Source organism: Maribacter polysaccharolyticus, from assembly GCF_028882255.1.
Classification (GTDB): domain Bacteria; phylum Bacteroidota; class Bacteroidia; order Flavobacteriales; family Flavobacteriaceae; genus Maribacter_A; species Maribacter_A polysaccharolyticus.
Map to the genome: position 1 here is coordinate 382,058 of NZ_JARBUY010000003.1, position 17,703 is coordinate 399,760.

Consider the following 17,703-nt stretch of genomic DNA (forward strand, 5'->3'; position numbering starts at 1 on the left):
CGTAAAAACACCCCTTTTTTGTTGTGAAAGTCATATTTTTTGTGGTGAATCATTGCAGGATTGAAGTCTTATAGGCATATTTTTTAACACGAATAAGCTTACTGGAGTCGATTATTTTGCCTGACAAGTTGGAATTTTGGCCATATTGTGGAGGAATCAACCCTCTTTGTTGGGCAATCCGATGATAGTATTCTTTTTTGGTAGGATGTAACGGGTATGCCGCATTGAGGATTTCACCCCACCAATTTTTCGTAATGACGGCTTCTATAACTCCTATACAGTCATCCAAATGAATTAGATTAACTGGGTAGTCCCCATTCTTTAATCCTTTTTTACCCGATAACATCGTAATGGGATGCCGGTCTTCACCGATCAAACCTGCGAATCGGATAATTGTGGTTACGATATTTGGGATTTGTTGGAATAGTTGTTCCGAAACCAGCAATTGCCGGCCTGCTTCCGAAGTCGGTCGAGCTATGGTTTTTTCGGTGATCCTACCTTGGTCAGCACCGTAAACCGATGTACTACTGATAAAAATGATATTTTTCAGGGCCGAATTCCCAATGGCTTTTTGCAGGTGTTCCATTTTTCTGATATAATTCCCAGGATGCGCCCCTCGCAATTTCGGGGGAATGTTTATGATCAAAACCTCCGAATCCTCCAATAGTGCCGCCATGGGGCCATCTATTCCCGCTTCGGATACGGATATACTGTATGGTATGATACCGGCGTTTTCCAGAGCAGGGAGTTTATCCTTTGAGGTCGTGGTCCCGGATACCTTATGGCCCTTACCGATCAGGGAAATCGCCAAGGGCAAACCCAACCATCCGCAACCCATAATGGCAATGTTCTTAATCAAAGGAAATGGTTTTAGTATATAATATGGCATCATTCAAGACAAAGGGCATGGGAATATTGTCTTTAGGGCGCTCAGGAACCGTAAACTGAGGATTGGTGAGCAAATCGTTGGAGGCTTCATAAAATGTCAACTCCAAAACGGCATCTTTTGGTATGGACAATTTAATTTCCGTTTCATCATTATTGCTGATGTAATGTGTGATCAACTTACCATTCTTTCTTTGGGTCAAATAATATTCGGAGAGCGCAATACCATTGACGACTGCTTTTTTGATTTCAATGGCATTGGAAAATACTTCCAGTCGGTTTACGGGGCGTTGGGGGGTTACGCAAAGTTCCAAAATGCGGTTTTCCGCAATGACGGTATCCAAATGCACCTCTATTTTAGGACCTAATATTTCCTTGGACGGGGCGTTGGCCACATAAGTGAACCCGGTAGCATACTTGCTGCTGATGGTATTGTCGGCCAGTTTTTTGGGAACCTGTTTGGTTTCCCCTATATATTGGGCGGTCCAATCGGAAATGACTTGTTCATACGTTGCCCAATTTGCCATTTGGGTATCGGCGTCAAAGACATATAAAAGGCTAGTGGGTTTCGGGTGTTTTTCAGTAAAACGGGCATTGAAATGTGCAGAGACCATGAATCCCATAAAAACCATGAAACCTAATATCCCCAATCTGTCTTTGTTCGTATAATTGGCAAATATGGGGAGTAAAAGGAAAAAGGTCAACGTGGTCAATAGGGTAGTCGCGACCATCATTTTGAGTCCTAGGCCAATGGGGAACATTTTTATAAACGGGGCATAGATCCATAGGGCAGGTAATGCCAAAAAGACGAATAAATAAACGTTGGGCTTTTTCTGGTAGACCACCACCAACAACGAGGCCAAAAGTGCGAACAGGGGAATGATGAAAAAACCTGCTCCGGGTAAATAGGTCCCAACCAAACCACAGATCGATAACCATAATACAATGGGCGCGACCAAGAGGTTCGGGGTTTTAATATGGCGGAATTGATGGTACACCAGAAAACAGGTGGCCATGGAAAAAAGGACAAAGGCGACGATATACGTATGGCCGTTATACGTAAAGCCATGTAAAATATCTTTATAAGCGGGATAGAACCATTTTAAGACCGTCCAACTGTAATAACCCACAATGGCGTTGATCGCCAAAGTTATGGTCATTGGAGCGAAGCCCAGAAGTATGTGGCGTACATGGATTGACTTTTTTCGAAAGCCAATTACCAAAAGCGCACCGAAAAAGAAGAGTGCCAAGGCGAACATGGGCCATATCCATTCAAAAGGATAAGAGACCAGTCTAAAAAATGGGATATTGAAATAGATGAAATCATCCAAGCTTTTCAGGGCCCCTAAGTCGGCTGCTGCAAAATGCACCAACAAGGGCATTAAATAGCTGCCTTGGTGGGCTAGTGTGTTGCGGTCCAAACGTTCAAAAGAATCATTGGCCGTATGATAATCGTAATGATCGTCAATAAACGCGAAGTTAAGGCCTTCGATATCCCCGTCTTCCCTAAAAACGGTTAAATCGGTATCGTTCGGGAGCATTTTATAAATACTGTACACCAAAGAATTTGCGACAGGGAATTGTGGGTCTGCCTTAACGAATTCATCGATCAGTCTCCCATTCCCTCGGTTGGTTTCGACCAACATATAGCTAGGCCCCCCACTTCCGCGGGCCTCAAAATTCAAGGTTAAGCCTACTTCCTTGGCCCAAGGATGCTTGTTTACAAAAAGATCGGCCCCGTTGAGTCCCAACTCCTCAGCATCGGAAATCAAAATAATGATATCGTTTTTCGGAGGCTTGTCCCTACTTAAGAAGGCACGTACGCCTTCCAAGATGGTAGCCACTCCACTGCCGGCATCACTGGCGCCCAAAGCGGAATGTGGATTACTGTCGTAATGGGAAAGCAGTAATAAGGCCTTTCCATTCCCGGAACCTTCTATCCGGGCAAGTATATTGGTCGCTTTGCTTAAGTTGCCCCAATCACCGGCGGTATACCCTTCTTGGATGGTAGTTTCCAGGCCCATGGATCGTAATTGGGATATGATGTAATCACGCACTTTGGTATGGGCAGGGAATCCTACGGCATGGGGTTCTTTGGATATTACTGCGACATGGGTCAACGCCCTATCGGTAGAAAACCGGGTCAAAGGGGCATCGGCATCCTTGGAATAGGACGGCATGGAAGCCTTAAAACTCCAATAAACCGCTAAGAGTATCAATAAAAGGGTAGTGGCTTTTGTATATCGGTTCATAAGAAATGCTTATACCTTAAAAGTATAAAATATTCGAATGATCCAAGGCCCTAAGGGGTATTTAATGCGGTTCGATATTTTTTTCTATCTTTAAAAGGAACCTAAACATTAAGATTATGGCTATAAAAAGTTTTCAAGGTATCAGGAAGTCCACAAAAAAAGAGTTTGATGCCCCTATTCTGGTCTCGGACTATATGACGACCAAATTGATTACATTTTCTCCTGAACAATCCATATTGGAAGTCATGGAAAAGTTTGCCATCCATCATATTTCAGGGGGTCCGGTATTGGACGAAAATGGGATGTTGGTCGGTATTATCTCGGAGGCCGATTGTATGAAGCAGATATCCGAGAGCCGTTATTTCAATCAACCGATTCTGGATAAAAGCGTTGAGAAATATATGTCGAAAGAGGTAGAGACCATTCCACATGATATTTCCATATTCGATGCTGCCGGTATTTTTGACAAACATAACCGAAGGAGATTACCCGTTATGAAAGATGGGGTGGTCGTTGGGCAATTAAGCCGTAAGGATGTCGTTATCGCCGCCTTAAAACTGAGTGGGCACAACTGGAAATAGTAAACTATTCCCGTTTAACGATCATATAATAGTCATTGTCCAAGGGTAGATAGCCCAAATCGTATAGGAAGTAATAGGTCGTGCCTTTTTTGGTGGTATATAGGTTAGTGATGAATTCAAAATCGAAACCTTTATCGATCAATCGGGTTCTTGTGGTCTTTGTTTTACCGTCTTTAAGCGGAAAACTATCCAGGATCCGATAGTTCTTTCGCAGTCGGTTATTGATGTTTCGAATCAGGTTCTTGCTGTCTTTGTTCACCTTGTTGTTAAAGGCATTCCTGCAATGGTCCGAGCAGAATTTTTTATCGATCCTCCCCTTGATTTCGGTACCGCATTCCAAACACTTTCGCTGCATGTTACCGCATTCTTTTATAATTGAACTTTACCTCTTCTGAAGATCCATCCGCATCACCCACCACCACATACATATTGATTTCGTTTTCGCTGATTCTCTCTATGGTGAAATCATCAAAATATACCTTGTTACCATCCATCTTAACCAATTTAAAATCCACGGTATCATCCTTTTCTTCCCATCCTTTCAGCGAACCATGAAAATGTTTCAATTGCAATATCAAGGTTTCATCGCGTTGTTGAATGTGGCCCACTTCGTAGAACTGTACCTTACCATCGGACACCAGTTTAAAAACGAACATCATGGAATCTCCCAAGGGCGGACTCCAGATTTCCTCGGCAATGCCTCCAAAGGCTTCCCCTTTCCAATGGCCGGCAACCCAAGAAACATCTTCCAAGGTAGCTTTGGGCGATGTGCCGTTTTCTTTAAAAGAAACAGTGTTCTGGGCAAAACAACTTATTGAAAAGCACAGCAATGGAATAATGGACAATTTCATGGAATAACGCTCTTGTTGATAGAAAGATACGAATTATCAAATTATGAACGATTGGTATATTAATCGTCGATTTGGATATCGTATTTCAATAATAGGCCAGCTAACCCTTCTTTGGAGAAACGTGCCTTTTCATTTTGTTTTGTTCAGGGTCTATTTTATAGTTGTAAGCGGTACTGAAATCGGCCTTTTCCAATAGGGTGTTGTAAAATACCGCTTTTTCCAAATCGCAGGCTTCGAATACGGCTTGGGTAAGGTCGGCCCCGGTAAAATCAACATCGATCAGTTTGCAATGTTTAAAGGTGATCTTGGTCAACTTCATCTTATAGAATGAGGAGAAATTCAATGTGCAATGCTTAAAATTGAAGGACATCAAAAATTCGTTACACTCATTGAACTTTACCCCTAATATTTTGCATTGCGAAAATAGCACGGCATTGAAGATCGTATGGACAACATTGGTGTTGCTGAAATTGCATTCGATGAATTCACACTCGGTAAAATTTTGGTTGTCTAAATACCCATCGGTAAAATCGCAATGCTCGAAAATGCAGTTTTCATACTCCCCTTTGGGAAGTCGGTTTTTCCGGAAATCTTGTCCTTTATAGGTTTTGTCGGCAATAAAAAGGTTGTCCATAATCAGTAGGAATGTTGGGATATGTATTGAAAAAAGGATCCAGGCCTATTTACCCATGATGATGGCAGGTAATCCCAAATCTTTATACAATTGGTTATACGCGCCCATTTCTTGACCAACGATGGCCTTCTTTTCATTTTCATAGGTCTTCCATTCGGCCAAAAGGTCGTTAAGGCGTTCTTTGGCACCTTGGGTCACTTTGGGTTCCGCAACATCCACATAACTCTTCAGTTCCATAAATTCCGCATTGAGACGGTTATTGAAATTGATTACATCCTGAAAGGTTTTTTGTTTGGGTTGGATCAAGTGCTGTTCCCAGGTATCAATGCGTTCCAACAGTGTTTTCCCCTTATCCAATAGCGATTTGGCCTTTTCATTGTCTTTTAACAGTTCGGCATAGCGTTGCAATTGGGTTTTGGCCGACCGCATGGCGGTCACCGATTCGTGAATGCTTTTTATACTGCTCTCGATCTGTGTCAATACGGCTTGTTGTTCCCCATAGTCCGCCGGTGAACCTTCAACATTCGGATTTTTTAGAACGGTCACTTCGGTCTCGGCCGTCGATCCGTCCAAGGTCAGTATCAATTGGTACGTGCCGGGGCCAATGTGGGAGCCGGCATAGCTGCCGTAAACAAAGACCTTGTCCACTGCAGGCAAGGTTTCCTTTCTAAAATCCCATGTAAATCGGTTATATCCTTTTTTAGATGGAAGTGTTTCGGGTTTTGATGGACCGCCGGGCCACGATTTGAAATCCTTGGGTTTTTTGTTGGTATAGGTACTAATGGTTTCGCCCTTGAACACTATTTCAAGTTTTAGATCCAAACTATCGGCATCGGTATTTAGATAATAATCGATGGTCACTCCTGATTTAGGATTCTGGCCTAAGCCCGGAACGGGTTTGTCGGTATGTCCGCCAAAGAAAAGATAGGTGTCCTTGGGTTTGAAAATACTGATTGGTTTATTATGGGAGGATACATTTTGGATGGGAGCCAGGTCATCCAATATCCAAAAGGAGCGACCTGCCGTAGCGGCAACCAGATCATTGTCATGAATGACCAGATCATTGATCGGGACCACCGGTAAATTCAATTGGAAGGGTTGCCAATTTTGTCCGTCATCAAAAGAAATGAACAAGCCGGTTTCCGTACCGGCGTAAAGTAATCCTCTCTTGCGCTTATCTTCCCGTACCACCCGTACAAACGTATGTTCCCCCGTTATACCATTTGTTATATTATACCAAGTGGTTCCGTAATCGGAGGTCTTATAGATATAGGGTTTTAGGTCCATTTGTTTGTAGCGCATGACAACCACGTATGCCGTTGCCGGATCATGGGGAGAGACCTCGATACTATTTACGATTCCCTCCTTTACATTAGGGGGAGTGACATTTTTCCAATTTTTACCGCCATCTTGTGTAAGGTGAATGAGTCCGTCATCACTACCGGCCCATAACACTCCTTTTTCGTGTGGGGACTCCACTAAATACATAATGGTATTGTAGTTTTCGCCACCGGCTGCCTCATTGGTGTACGGACCGGAGCCAGGGCCTTGTTGCGATTTGTCGTTTCGGGTTAGGTCCGGACTTACGACCTCCCAACTAGTTCCATGGTCGATAGATCTGAATACGACGTTCCCTGCATGGTATATCGTACTTCTATTATGGGGTGAACTGATAATGGGAGCGTTCCAATTGTATCTGAATTTGAAATTTTCCGGGGCATTCCCCAATCCTAGTTCCGGATATTCCTTGATTGATTTCGCTTCTCGGGAAGCACGCACCCATTTTTCGATGATACCTTGGTAACATCCCCCAAATACCATATCCGGGTTATCAGGGTCAAAGGCCAAGTAGGCACTTTCACAACCGGCGACCGAATACCAATCTTTCCAATCAATACCTTGGTCATTCGTACGACTGGCAATGGCAATGGCCGAATTGTCCTGCTGGCCTCCATATATATTATAGGGCACCAGATTATCGGTGATGACGCGATAGAATTGGGAGGTAGGCTGATTCTGTTGGGAACTCCAGCTTTTACCACCGTTATTTGAAATATTGGCACCCCCGTCATTGGAATTGATCATGACATTATTGTTGGTCGGATGGATCCAAAGATCATGGTTGTCCCCATGGGGGGTTGCAAGGGGTTTAAAACTCTTGCCGCCATCGATTGATTTTGTTACGGGGGCATTCAGGACGTACACGAGGTTTTCATCCACGGGGTCGGCAAATATTTCCATATAATACCAAGAGCGCGCTATATTGATCCGGTCTTTGTTTACTTGGGTCCATTTCTTACCTGCATCATCGGAGCGGTACACCCCACCTTTATCGCCTTCGGCTTCTAGAACGGCAAAGACCCTTTCCGGATTGGCCCGGGATACCGAAATCCCGGCTTTCCCGAATTCTTTGGGCAAGCCTTCCTTCATTTTTTCCCATGTGTTTCCCCCATCCGTTGATTTGTATAGGCCCGAATCCTTTCCGCCCGAGGTAATGGTCCAAGGCAACCTTTCGTGCTGCCATAGGGCCGCGTATAAGATCAATGGGTTTTCCATATCCATCGATAAGGATGAAGCCCCGGTAATGTCATTGACGAACAATACTTTTTCCCAATTTTTTCCTCCATCCAACGAGCGGTAGACCCCTCGATCTGGCGATGGGCCGTATTGTGCGCCTTGTGCCGCAACAAATAGGATTTCGGGGTCGGTAGGGTGTATGATGACGTCCGAAATATGCCGGGTACTGTCCAGGCCTATATGTTCCCAGGTTTTTCCGGCATCGGTTGATTTGTATACCCCGTCTCCCATTGAGGTCATTACCCCACGGGCCGCATGTTCGCCCATACCTACGACAACAAGGTTGGGATTACTTTCAGATACTGCAATATCGCCTACGGTACCTGTTTGGAAAAATCCGTCAGAAACGTTTTTCCAGGTAATTCCGTCATCCACCGTTTTCCAAACCCCTCCACCTGTACTTCCCATATAATAGGTCATTGGTAGACCGACAACTCCTGTAGCGGCTACACTTCTTCCGCCGCGAAACGGACCTATATTACGCCATTTTAATCCATGGAACATCGAATCTTGCACGCTGATGGCAGGAGGCGTCGATTTCTTTTTGCGTTTTTGGGATTGTACGGAAAGTGGTAAAATAAGAAGGGCAAGGAATAAAAGATGCAAAGGTTTCATACGGTCGGTATTTAGGTTTTTCGATGTGTTCCGAAACGGTTGCAGAAAGATAAGAAACCTAGGGGAAATTTACGGAAGGGGAGGGAGTTTTCCTTGTATCTATCCGGTCTGGGCCAAGACGAAGGCATAAAGAAACCCCGGTCATTGGAAAAAGGTGTTCCCATAACCGGGGTTTATTGGTAACGATCTTAATTGTTCTCCTTGAGGTAGTAATCACGAAGGATATAAAAAGCCTGCTTTTTCATACCTTGTTCGGAAATCAGTCCTTTTCTGTTGAAATCTTCCTGAATCCTTTTCAAAGGGCGTCTGGAAGAACGGAAATCCATTAAAATCCATGGGGACAATCCGGAAAGGAAATCGATATTCCGCATCATTTCGATATTGGTCTTATAGAGATGGGCTTGGTATTCTTCGGTCCAGCGTTCATTCTTTTCCCCATGTAGGCCATATAAGGCACCTCCGCCCACTTCGCTCATGACCATGGGTTTGTCATAGGCACTTGCCCATTTTAATGAGGAGCAGTTTTCGGGTTCATCCACATACCATCCACAATAGTGGTTTATGCCAATAACATCGACGGCCTTTCCTAAGGGATCTTCGATCAGTTTACCGTTTTCCCCTTCACTTTGGGTATCCAAGGCCGCTGTAATCAGTCGGGTAGGGTCCAATTTTCTGGCCTCTTCGGCCAAATTGCCCAAGAATTCAAGTCGGGCATCACTTTCCGGGGTTTCATTGGCCACCGACCACATGAGGATGGCGGCCCTATTCTTGTCACGGGAAATCATTTCCGTGAGTTGGTTCTTGGCGTTGGCATAGGTATCGGTATTGTCGAATAGGATGGTCCAATACACAGGGATTTCCGACCAAATCATAAAGCCCATCTTTTCAGCTTCGCGCACCATGGTTTCACTATGGGGATAGTGGGCCAATCGGATATAGTTACAGCCCAATTCCTTGGCCCATTGTAACAATATCCTACATTCTTCCTTCGTGGTGACACGCCCTGTCTTAAAAGGAGCCTCTTCATGGATACTTATTCCCTTAAGAAAAACCTCCTTGCCATTCAGTACGATTTTGGATCCTTGGGTAGAAATCGTCCTAAAGCCGATGGCATCCGTTAGTTTGTCGGTTGTCGTTTTTATTGAAACCTCGTAAAGCTTGGGGTCGTTGGGTTCCCAAAGCTTGGGTTTTGCCTTTATCGAGAAATGGGCGGTTCCGTTTTCTATTACCGAATGTATGGTTTTGCGAAGTTCGGGAATGCTTATTTCCACCCTCTCGCCATTTACGGCATTTTCTACGTTGACCCAACCTTCAATGGTAGTAGTAGAACCTTTTGCCAATTGAATGGAATAATCGGAAATATGGGTTACGGGCGTGGAAATCAAATGTACGGATCGGGTAATGCCCCCATAGTTCCACCAATCTTGGTTTACGGTAGGTACATTTTCCCTTTTTCGTTTATTGTCGACCTTGACCACAACAAAATTATTTCCTTTTTTGAGCTTGTCGGTAACTTCGAATTGAAATGGGGTATAACCTCCGGTATGGGTGCCGATGCGTTCCCCATTAAGGTATACGATCGCTTCGTAATTCACGGCCTCAAAATACAAATAGACCAATTCTTTGGCGGTTGGCGTGTAGTTGAAATCTTTTTTATACCAAACGGTACCTTCGAAGTAGTATAATTTTTCCATTTGCGAATTCCAGTCCCCGGGTACCATGATCTGGTCACTGGTATCAAAGTTATATTCGATAAGATCGGAAGGGGATTGCATTTTGGCGTTCTTGAAAAACCCATTGTCCATGGGTTGTAGTCTATGGTTGTAATACCCGTTTTCCAAAGGGTCGATAATGATATCCCACAAGCCGTTCAGCGAAACTTTTTCCCTGGAATCGATATTCTGAAGTAGGTCTGAAAATTGCGGTTTTTGAGCGAACAACACCGAAAATGAGGAGAAAAACAATACGATGGATAGATTTTTTAATGCTTGCATTTTTAATTGATTTTTGTTTTGAGGTTTCGTGTAAGTTCGATTATATCCTATCCAGGCCAATGGTATCCACTAAAGTAATCACCTTTAGATTGCCCCTGAATGATTCCAAGGTTTCAGTTTCACCTTTCGCAACGGTAATGGTTTTACGGGTGTTCGGGAGCATATCAAAATAGTTGTCCGAGAAATTGGCATCGGAGCCTGAGGAGATAAAAACGTTTTTAGCCAATTTCCGGGTACTCAAGGTTACTTCAAACCGGTCGGTATTTTCTTTTACGGTGAAAGAAAGTTCCGGATCGGGAAAATCCAAGGTCTTGAAGGGCGATAGGTATTTAAAATTCTGGGCCACTACCTTGTCGCCTTGGATCAATTCACCGGTTAGGACTACATTTTTAGAAATATTCCTATTGACCAATTCACTTTTTGGAATGGTTAGATAGGACTTACTTTGGTTGGGCTCAACAACGACCACTTCTTCCCATTTAGTGATTACATTGCCATCAAAATCGCGCAATTGCAGCTTCAGTTTGGCATCTATGGGTTTTAGGGAATCCGAGACAACGAATACCTTTACACTATCCCTTTGGTCTTCATAGGTGATCAAGAGGTTTTCGAACGATTTCTTTGCTTCGTAGTGGAGTGCCTTCCATTTGCCGTAATAATCGATGCTCGACCAAGATGCGACAGGCCAACAGTCGTTGATTTGCCAATAAAGACTTCCCATACAGCGGTCTCGGTTTCTTCTATGGGCTTCAATCCCTACTTTGATGCCATGGGCCTGCAAGAGCTGGCTTACATAAAGAAAGCTATCGAAGTCCTTAGGTCTTTTATAATGACGAAGCATATATTCTTCGATGGTTTCATTACCGATGCTTGACCGTTGATGCGATTTCATGACCTCAGAATAGATGTCGTGATCTTCTTTGACCGTATATTGGGCTACACTTGACATTTCCGGAAAGGATTGAAATCCGTATTCCGACATAAAACGGGGAATTTCAGTGGTGTACTTTTCAAAGGGTTCCTTGCCCCACCAGACCATCCAATAATGGGCATCCCCTTGTTCCAAGGATTCCGGTTGCCCAAAATCACTTTCAGGGGATGAGGGCCAATAAGAACGATTACCATCATAATGTTGAACGACTTCTGGCAGTATTTTATGGAAAATGTCGTCATAGGCCTTCCAAATGGTATCGGAAATTTCTTGGGATTGTTCTTTGATGGCCTGATTTTTCCAACCCCAATTTTCCCAAGCGGAAAGAATTTCATTATTGCCGCACCATAAGGCAATGGACGTGTGGTTTCGAAGTCTTTTTACATTATCGATGGCCTCTTGTTTTACATTATCAAGAAAGTTTTGGTCTCCCGGGAACATGGCACAGGCGAACATAAAATCTTGCCATACGAGCAATCCCATTTCATCGCACATGCCATAAAATCGGTCATGCTCATAAATACCTCCGCCCCAAACGCGGATCATGTTCATGTTCGCTGCTTTGGCAGAGGAAAGAATATGCTCGTAATCGGCTTCTTTTGCACGTGGAAGAAAAACATCCTGAGGGATATAATTGGCCCCTTTCATAAATACGGGATGACCGTTTACCTTAAAGTAGAATGAGGTTCCGTAGGTGTCGGGTTCCCTCACCAATTCCACGGTTCGTAAACCTATTTTATGGGATTTTTGGTCTATGTACGAGTCCGAAATAACTTTCACTTCGATATTGTACAATACTTGTTCCCCCATGCCATTGGGCCACCATAATTCGGGATTCTCAATGTTAAAAGGGATGTGGAAGGTGTTCTTTCCTACGGCTAATGCGACTTCCTGTTTTTTGATGAGGGAATCATTGACCAGGATCTCGATTTCGGATTTTTCATCCATTTCATTGGCAGTCAATTCAAGTTGTGCGGTCAAACGGGCACTTTTGCCCAAAGTATCTTGCTGAATGAACAGGTCATCGATTTTATGGTGGTTCCAACTGCGGAGTTTTACGGGTCTCCAGATACCGGAGGTAACCAAGCGGGGTCCCCAGTCCCAACCAAAGTGGTAACCGGCCTTACGTGTGAAAATACTTACTTTTTTATCCCCTACTACCTGACCGATATTGGCCAGGTCATTGTCTGAAACCGGAATCCGATAGCCCAAGGCATCGTATTTTTTCAATCCTTTTTTAATGGGCGATTCCAATACCACCCGAAGGTTGTTCCCACCTACTTTCAATTTTGATTTTACCCTGGCCGAATAACTTCTGAACATATTATCGGTCTTTAAGATCAGGGTATCGTTCAGGTAAATGGAACCATAGGTGTCCAATCCCGAAAAGTCGAGTTCAAATTCCTGTTTGTCCAAGTCTTCCTCAGTGAGGGTAAAACTGGTTTTATATTCCCAGTCTTCCTTGTCGATCCATTGAAGCCCATGCTCATTCAGGCGGTAAAACGGGTCGGGTATTTTACCGATTTCCATTAAATCGGTATGTACGGTACCCGGAACCTTGGCTTTGTTCCAAAGCGTATCCTTAGTGGACTTGAAGGTCCAATTTTGGGTAATATCGATTACCGATACGGCCGGTTTGTTGCCACAACCGGTTAAAAAAACAGTGATCATAAGATAAAAAAGGGTTTGGTGGATTCTCGGGGTTTTTAGCATGCTATGGTTTTAAAATGGTACTTTCAAAAAAGTCAGTGGGCGTTAGGATATCAGAAGGACTTTATAGGTAAAAAATACCCACCAACGTCTTGGATGCCTATCGATTTATTGGCCTTTTCAAGGCCATCAAATTTAAATGTTGTACTCCACTAAAACAAGGAATGGATAAATGCATATAAGACATTGACTAAATGGTACCACTTTTAGGGTAAGGGAACCTTTTAAATTAATGGGGCACAAAAGTGAAATGTGATATTGGGGTCCAAAATATAAAAGGGACCATAGGTTTATAACCCGTTTTTATAAACCGAAACAATCCTTGAAATATGGATAGTAGATCAGGAATATGACGATCGAACACGATAGTGCCGCGAATGTAACCGCACCGGCGGAAATGTCCTTTATAAAACCGATTTTCGGATGGTTTTCCAAGTGTACGAAATCGGCCAGTTTTTCCGCTGCGGTATTTAGGCCTTCCACACTAAGGACAAGTCCCATGGCCAATATCTGGTCGATCCAATCCTGTTTGGAAATATCGAATACCAAACCAAGGATCGTCAAGAACAGGAAGACGCATAATTGGGCGATGATGCTATGTTCCGTTTTAACCAATAGTACGGCTCCTTTTATGGCATAGCCGATGCTTTTAATCCTTCCATTTATGAATTTCCACATGGATTTTGTTCTAACAGCCCCTTGGGGTAATTTTGATTGCGCCAAAAATAGGGTAAAATAGTGAACTGCCCATTGTGGATAGGGGGGGTCAATGTTAAGGGTTCTTTACCATTTTGTGTTTTTATGGCCTAAGGGTTACTTCAGATGGCTTATTTTGTTTTGATCGTACCGTTCCTATACAGATCCAGGGCTGCGTTTAGTATATGTTGTATGGTCGTTATGGGGATATCCTTTGTAGGGTCTACACTGTAAACCTTCATTCGGGAACGATTGCCCTGTTTTAGGTCAGGGTGATTCAAGTAGTTTCCCGCTACCATCAGTATGTAAGGTTCATCTGTTTTTTTATCCGTCCATAGGTAACAGAACATTTTGTTCTTATAACAAAAACAAGGCATTCCATATTTTCGGGTTTCGGAAACGTTTGCGTCCTGGTCGAGAATGATCTTTCGCAGTGCCAACAAACAGCTTTTGTTCGGTTCATTTTTATTGAGGTAATAACTATCGGTATCCATACGATTAATCGGGGAATTTTTTGCACACTGGGTTGAACAGGTAAATCTAAAAATTATTGGGCGTCTTGGGTTGGGGAATTGCTTGGCCAAAGGTTTTTAAACCATGGTCATAAAGAATTTTAGGGGTCATTCCCGCTTTTGTGTTTCATGATCTCTTTCTCACTAAGGCCTAAAAATTCCGCTGCGTTGTCATAGAATATATTTTCTTTTTGTTCCAAGGTCAGAAAAGCGGCATTATTTACCGTTTCAATTCCGATACTGATCACTTCGGGCCACACCATTTGATCGCTCCCATACATGATCCTATCTCCAAATCCGGCATTGATAAGGGATTTCAGGTAGGTGTTGAATTCTTCTTGGGGCAGTATCCAATTGAGGACCGCAATATCTACATAAACATTGGGGTGGGCATACATGAGCGCTTTGACATCTTCAACATAAGGCCAACCCCCGTGCATGATGTAGAGCTTTACGTGGGGATATGCTACCAAGGCCCGTTCCAATTGCAAAGGGTTGGCATTGTAGGTTCGCATGCCGCCAAGCATTTGTGGCATTATATGAAAACCATAGTTCGGCCCCCCGGGGAAAATGTGGAACCCCAATGGAATGTCCAATTCCTGGGCCAGTTTAAAATAAGGTAATTGTGAAGGGTCATCGGCTACTATGCCCCTGTAAAAAGGTGACATTTCGGCTATGGCTTTAAGGTGGCCCCTATTGTACTGTTTTTTCAAAACATCAATCCCGGTTTCGGCATCACCGATCAATATGATATCAGGGGCATCATTGTACCACGACCCACCGTTGGTCACAATGGCCTTAACGATATGATGTTCGCGAAACTTGGCCAATGTTTTTTCTTTTTGTTCATTGGCGGAACGTACCCCTTTAAAGGTTTCCTTGCGCAAAGTCGGTGGATGTGCCATGCCGAACATGGGGTGCTGTTCATCGAATGCGTGTATGTGCATGTCGATGATTGGGCCTGTATAGCTATTCGGATTTTCGCCGGCATACCCCGTAGTTCGATCCTTGATGCTAGGTAAACAGGAGGTCGCTACCATTAGTACAACCAAAAGCGCTGCAATAGGTGATTTTAGGTTACTGTTTTTGTTGCCCATAACGATTTGATTGTAGTTGTGATGACCAAAGGACTTTGCCAATCCTTACTACAAGATAAGAAAAAGCTTGGTATAAAGAATGTAAAACATTGTGAATCAGCTATAAAATCGTTTGCAAATGACAACAAACGATTACAAACGAAAGTAAATATTTTGTAACCGAGTAATTTGGGTGGTCCGTCATAGGTTTGCAGTGTCGGGTCAAGGAGGCTCGATAGCATTAACTGTTTAACACGTAAAATCAGATATTATGAACGCACTTAGAAACAAAGTACAGTTGATTGGGAACTTGGGTAACGACCCGGAAATCGTAAACTTGGACGGAGGTAGCAAATTGGCTAAATTCTCTATCGCAACCAATGAAACCTATAAGAATGCGAAAGGGGAGAAGGTAACCGATACCCAATGGCACAATGTGGTAGCCTGGGGTAAAACGGCAGAGATCGTAGAGAACTATTTATTGAAAGGCAATGAAGTGGCCGTTGAGGGGAAACTGACCCATCGCTCCTATGAAACCAAAGAGGGTGAAAAACGGTACATCACCGAAATACGATGTAATGAACTACTTATGTTGGGTAACAAATAGCATCGATAATGTGAAGCCCCGCTAGTGAAGCGGGGCTTTTTTATAGTTGATTTTCCAGGTGTTGAATAGAAGGAACCCTTGTAAGGTATTCTTATGCCACTTTCTTCATCAGATCGTAACACGGACATTTCTTACATCGTTTTGATTCTTTTTTCTTGTACTTATCGCAACACTTGGTTTTTAAGGTCGCCGAAGAATCCATGAACGCCAACAGCTTCTGTTTGTTCTTGGGGTTTTTCAACTCCTTTTTTTTCGTTTTCTTTTTTTTGCCCATACGAAATGCAACAGCAATCCGGACAAAAGTACTATTTTAATTAAATCTAAATAAGACTTAAGATGTTAAATTTTATTGAGGTAGATTATTTGCCGCACTATTGACCGTAATCTGCTGTACGTCCCTATCAAAGAGATAAAGTCCGCCCTTATCATTTCCGATCAAGTTTATTTTGTCCAAAATGGTCCTTGCCAAGGCTTCCTCCTCGATTTGTTCGGCCACGTACCATTGTAAAAAGTTATGGGTGGCATAGTCTTTTTCCTCTAGGGTGATATGCACCAGGTCATTGATGCTTTTCGACACAAAAATCTCATGCTCCAATAATTCCACGAACATTTTTTGAAAGGTGCCGAATTCCAATTTAGGGGCATTCAGGGTAGATACTTTGGCGTGGCCCCCACGTTCATTCACATATTTGACCAGCTTCAACATATGCAATCGTTCCTCGTCCGACTGGTCGTACATGAATGTAGCGATACCCTCAAGGCCCTTGGTTTCTGCCCAGGAGGCCATCGATAAATATACTTGGGACGATTCCGCTTCGATCTTTATTTGTTCGTTAAGTGCTTTTTCTAATTTTTCCGATAACATAGGTTCATTTTTTTGTACCTATAAAGTTACATAATTCTTGAATAACTACCGGATGGACCAGTCTTTTTGTGTGATTAAAACCGGGCAATGACTCCCAACTGTCCAGGGGAAAAAGTAAGGTTCCAGCTCACCGTTTTACTTTGGTCGTTATATTTTTTATCGTATTTGGTATCCAAATAGCGATCTATGGCCTCTACGGTGAAGATACTGAGGGCCACGCTAAAACCAACATCGCTTAACCAATGTTGACCGTCCCAAACGCGGGAGATCCCGGGAATCATTCCGACGGTATAAATTCCCGCCTTTACCCATGGGTTCTTAAATTGTTTCCCAATTACGTAGGCGTTGGTAAAGGCCATAATCGCGTGGCCAGAGGGAAAAGAGTGGTAATTTCTACTGGCATTGAAGGGGTCAAAAGTATCTTTTGATTGTCCGCTTATGGGTCGGGCCCTACCCGCCAAGGATTTCGTGATCTGTTGTAGCAATCCTGTCGCCGATGCCGAGGAGATCAGCAAAACCCCTGTTCGCCTCAGTTTCTCGTTCTTGGTAAAAAGCCCTGTGAAATAGACACCGGCGGTGACCATATAATTATTTTCAGGATTTCCTATAAACTCCCCATATTGGCGTATAAAGCTTGGGACATTTTCCCTACCATCCCTAAAAAACTTCGAAGTTTGGTCGTCAAAAAGGTACAATAGTCCCGTGCCTCCGGCCACCGCTCCCATGGTCTTCCATTGTTGCCCTTTCCAATGTAAGGGTCTGGTGTAGGAATACCCGATACCTTTAAACATATTGCCCACGTCATAGGTGAGATCTTGCCACGTTGATTGCTGTGTTCTGTCGGTGGTCTCCTGGGCTATGGTGGCCATCGCGACAAGTAAAAAAACCAATGCCGATACATTTTTCATAGGAGTGTA

15 protein-coding genes are annotated in these 17,703 nt (G+C 43.5%); 2 read left to right on the forward strand and 13 right to left on the reverse strand.

The annotated features are described in order from the left end of the window. Positions 1-49 precede the first annotated feature (49 nt). Both PHU20_RS11240 and PHU20_RS11245 read right to left on the reverse strand, forming a co-directional pair. Positions 50-859, reverse strand: a complete 810-nt coding sequence (locus PHU20_RS11240; RefSeq protein WP_274825466.1) for an SDR family oxidoreductase — start codon at positions 857-859, stop codon at positions 50-52. After that, positions 852-3,137, reverse strand: a complete 2,286-nt coding sequence (locus PHU20_RS11245) for a M28 family peptidase (RefSeq protein WP_274825467.1) — start codon at positions 3,135-3,137, stop codon at positions 852-854. Before PHU20_RS11245 ends, PHU20_RS11240 begins: the two co-directional genes overlap by 8 nt. Before the next feature lie 116 nt (positions 3,138-3,253). Here PHU20_RS11245 and PHU20_RS11250 point away from each other — a divergent pair, with 116 nt between their 5' ends. Continuing rightward, entirely contained in the window at positions 3,254-3,718 is a 465-nt protein-coding gene (locus PHU20_RS11250) for a CBS domain-containing protein (RefSeq protein ID WP_274825468.1), read from the forward strand. Between the two features lie 4 nt (positions 3,719-3,722). On the opposite strand, the gene PHU20_RS11255 is transcribed toward PHU20_RS11250, so the two are convergent. The 9 genes from PHU20_RS11255 to PHU20_RS11295 all read right to left on the reverse strand — a co-directional run bounded on the left by PHU20_RS11255 (position 3,723) and on the right by PHU20_RS11295 (position 15,335). Then, on the reverse strand, positions 3,723-4,073 hold the full coding sequence (locus PHU20_RS11255; protein ID WP_274825469.1) for a hypothetical protein: 351 nt from the start codon (positions 4,071-4,073) through the stop codon (positions 3,723-3,725). Position 4,074: 1 nt separating this feature from the next. Continuing rightward, the gene (locus PHU20_RS11260) at positions 4,075-4,569 is read right to left on the reverse strand and encodes a DUF6265 family protein (protein ID WP_274825470.1); all 495 of its coding nucleotides are present in this window, start codon (positions 4,567-4,569) and stop codon (positions 4,075-4,077) included. A gap of 100 nt (positions 4,570-4,669) precedes the next feature. Then, positions 4,670-5,203: a pentapeptide repeat-containing protein gene (locus tag PHU20_RS11265; RefSeq protein WP_274825471.1), complete on the reverse strand. Its 534-nt coding sequence runs from the start codon at positions 5,201-5,203 to the stop codon at positions 4,670-4,672. Between the two features lie 45 nt (positions 5,204-5,248). Beyond that, positions 5,249-8,395, reverse strand: a complete 3,147-nt coding sequence (locus tag PHU20_RS11270; RefSeq protein WP_274825472.1) for a VPS10 domain-containing protein — start codon at positions 8,393-8,395, stop codon at positions 5,249-5,251. 188 nt (positions 8,396-8,583) lie between these two features. Then, a complete protein-coding gene (locus PHU20_RS11275; RefSeq protein ID WP_274825473.1) occupies positions 8,584-10,389 on the reverse strand; it encodes a glycoside hydrolase family 2 protein in 1,806 nt (601 codons plus the stop codon). 40 nt (positions 10,390-10,429) lie between these two features. Next, positions 10,430-12,991, reverse strand: a complete 2,562-nt coding sequence (locus PHU20_RS11280; protein ID WP_274825474.1) for a beta-mannosidase — start codon at positions 12,989-12,991, stop codon at positions 10,430-10,432. Between the two features lie 342 nt (positions 12,992-13,333). Continuing rightward, a complete protein-coding gene (locus PHU20_RS11285) occupies positions 13,334-13,708 on the reverse strand; it encodes a diacylglycerol kinase (RefSeq protein ID WP_274825475.1) in 375 nt (124 codons plus the stop codon). Between the two features lie 149 nt (positions 13,709-13,857). Beyond that, the gene (locus tag PHU20_RS11290; protein ID WP_274825476.1) at positions 13,858-14,220 is read right to left on the reverse strand and encodes a DUF1801 domain-containing protein; all 363 of its coding nucleotides are present in this window, start codon (positions 14,218-14,220) and stop codon (positions 13,858-13,860) included. A 119-nt stretch (positions 14,221-14,339) separates the two neighbouring features. After that, positions 14,340-15,335 (reverse strand): amidohydrolase family protein, encoded by a 996-nt coding sequence (locus tag PHU20_RS11295; RefSeq protein WP_274825477.1) that lies wholly within the window; start codon positions 15,333-15,335, stop codon positions 14,340-14,342. A gap of 250 nt (positions 15,336-15,585) precedes the next feature. Here PHU20_RS11295 and PHU20_RS11300 point away from each other — a divergent pair, with 250 nt between their 5' ends. Further along, a complete protein-coding gene (locus PHU20_RS11300; protein ID WP_274825478.1) occupies positions 15,586-15,921 on the forward strand; it encodes a single-stranded DNA-binding protein in 336 nt (111 codons plus the stop codon). Between the two features lie 346 nt (positions 15,922-16,267). Here PHU20_RS11300 and PHU20_RS11305 read toward each other — a convergent pair whose 3' ends face one another. Further along, positions 16,268-16,786, reverse strand: coding sequence for a ferritin (locus PHU20_RS11305; protein ID WP_274825479.1), 519 nt, complete (start codon positions 16,784-16,786; stop codon positions 16,268-16,270). 74 nt (positions 16,787-16,860) lie between these two features. Continuing rightward, a complete protein-coding gene (locus tag PHU20_RS11310; RefSeq protein WP_274825480.1) occupies positions 16,861-17,694 on the reverse strand; it encodes a phosphatase PAP2 family protein in 834 nt (277 codons plus the stop codon). Positions 17,695-17,703: the final 9 nt, after the last annotated feature.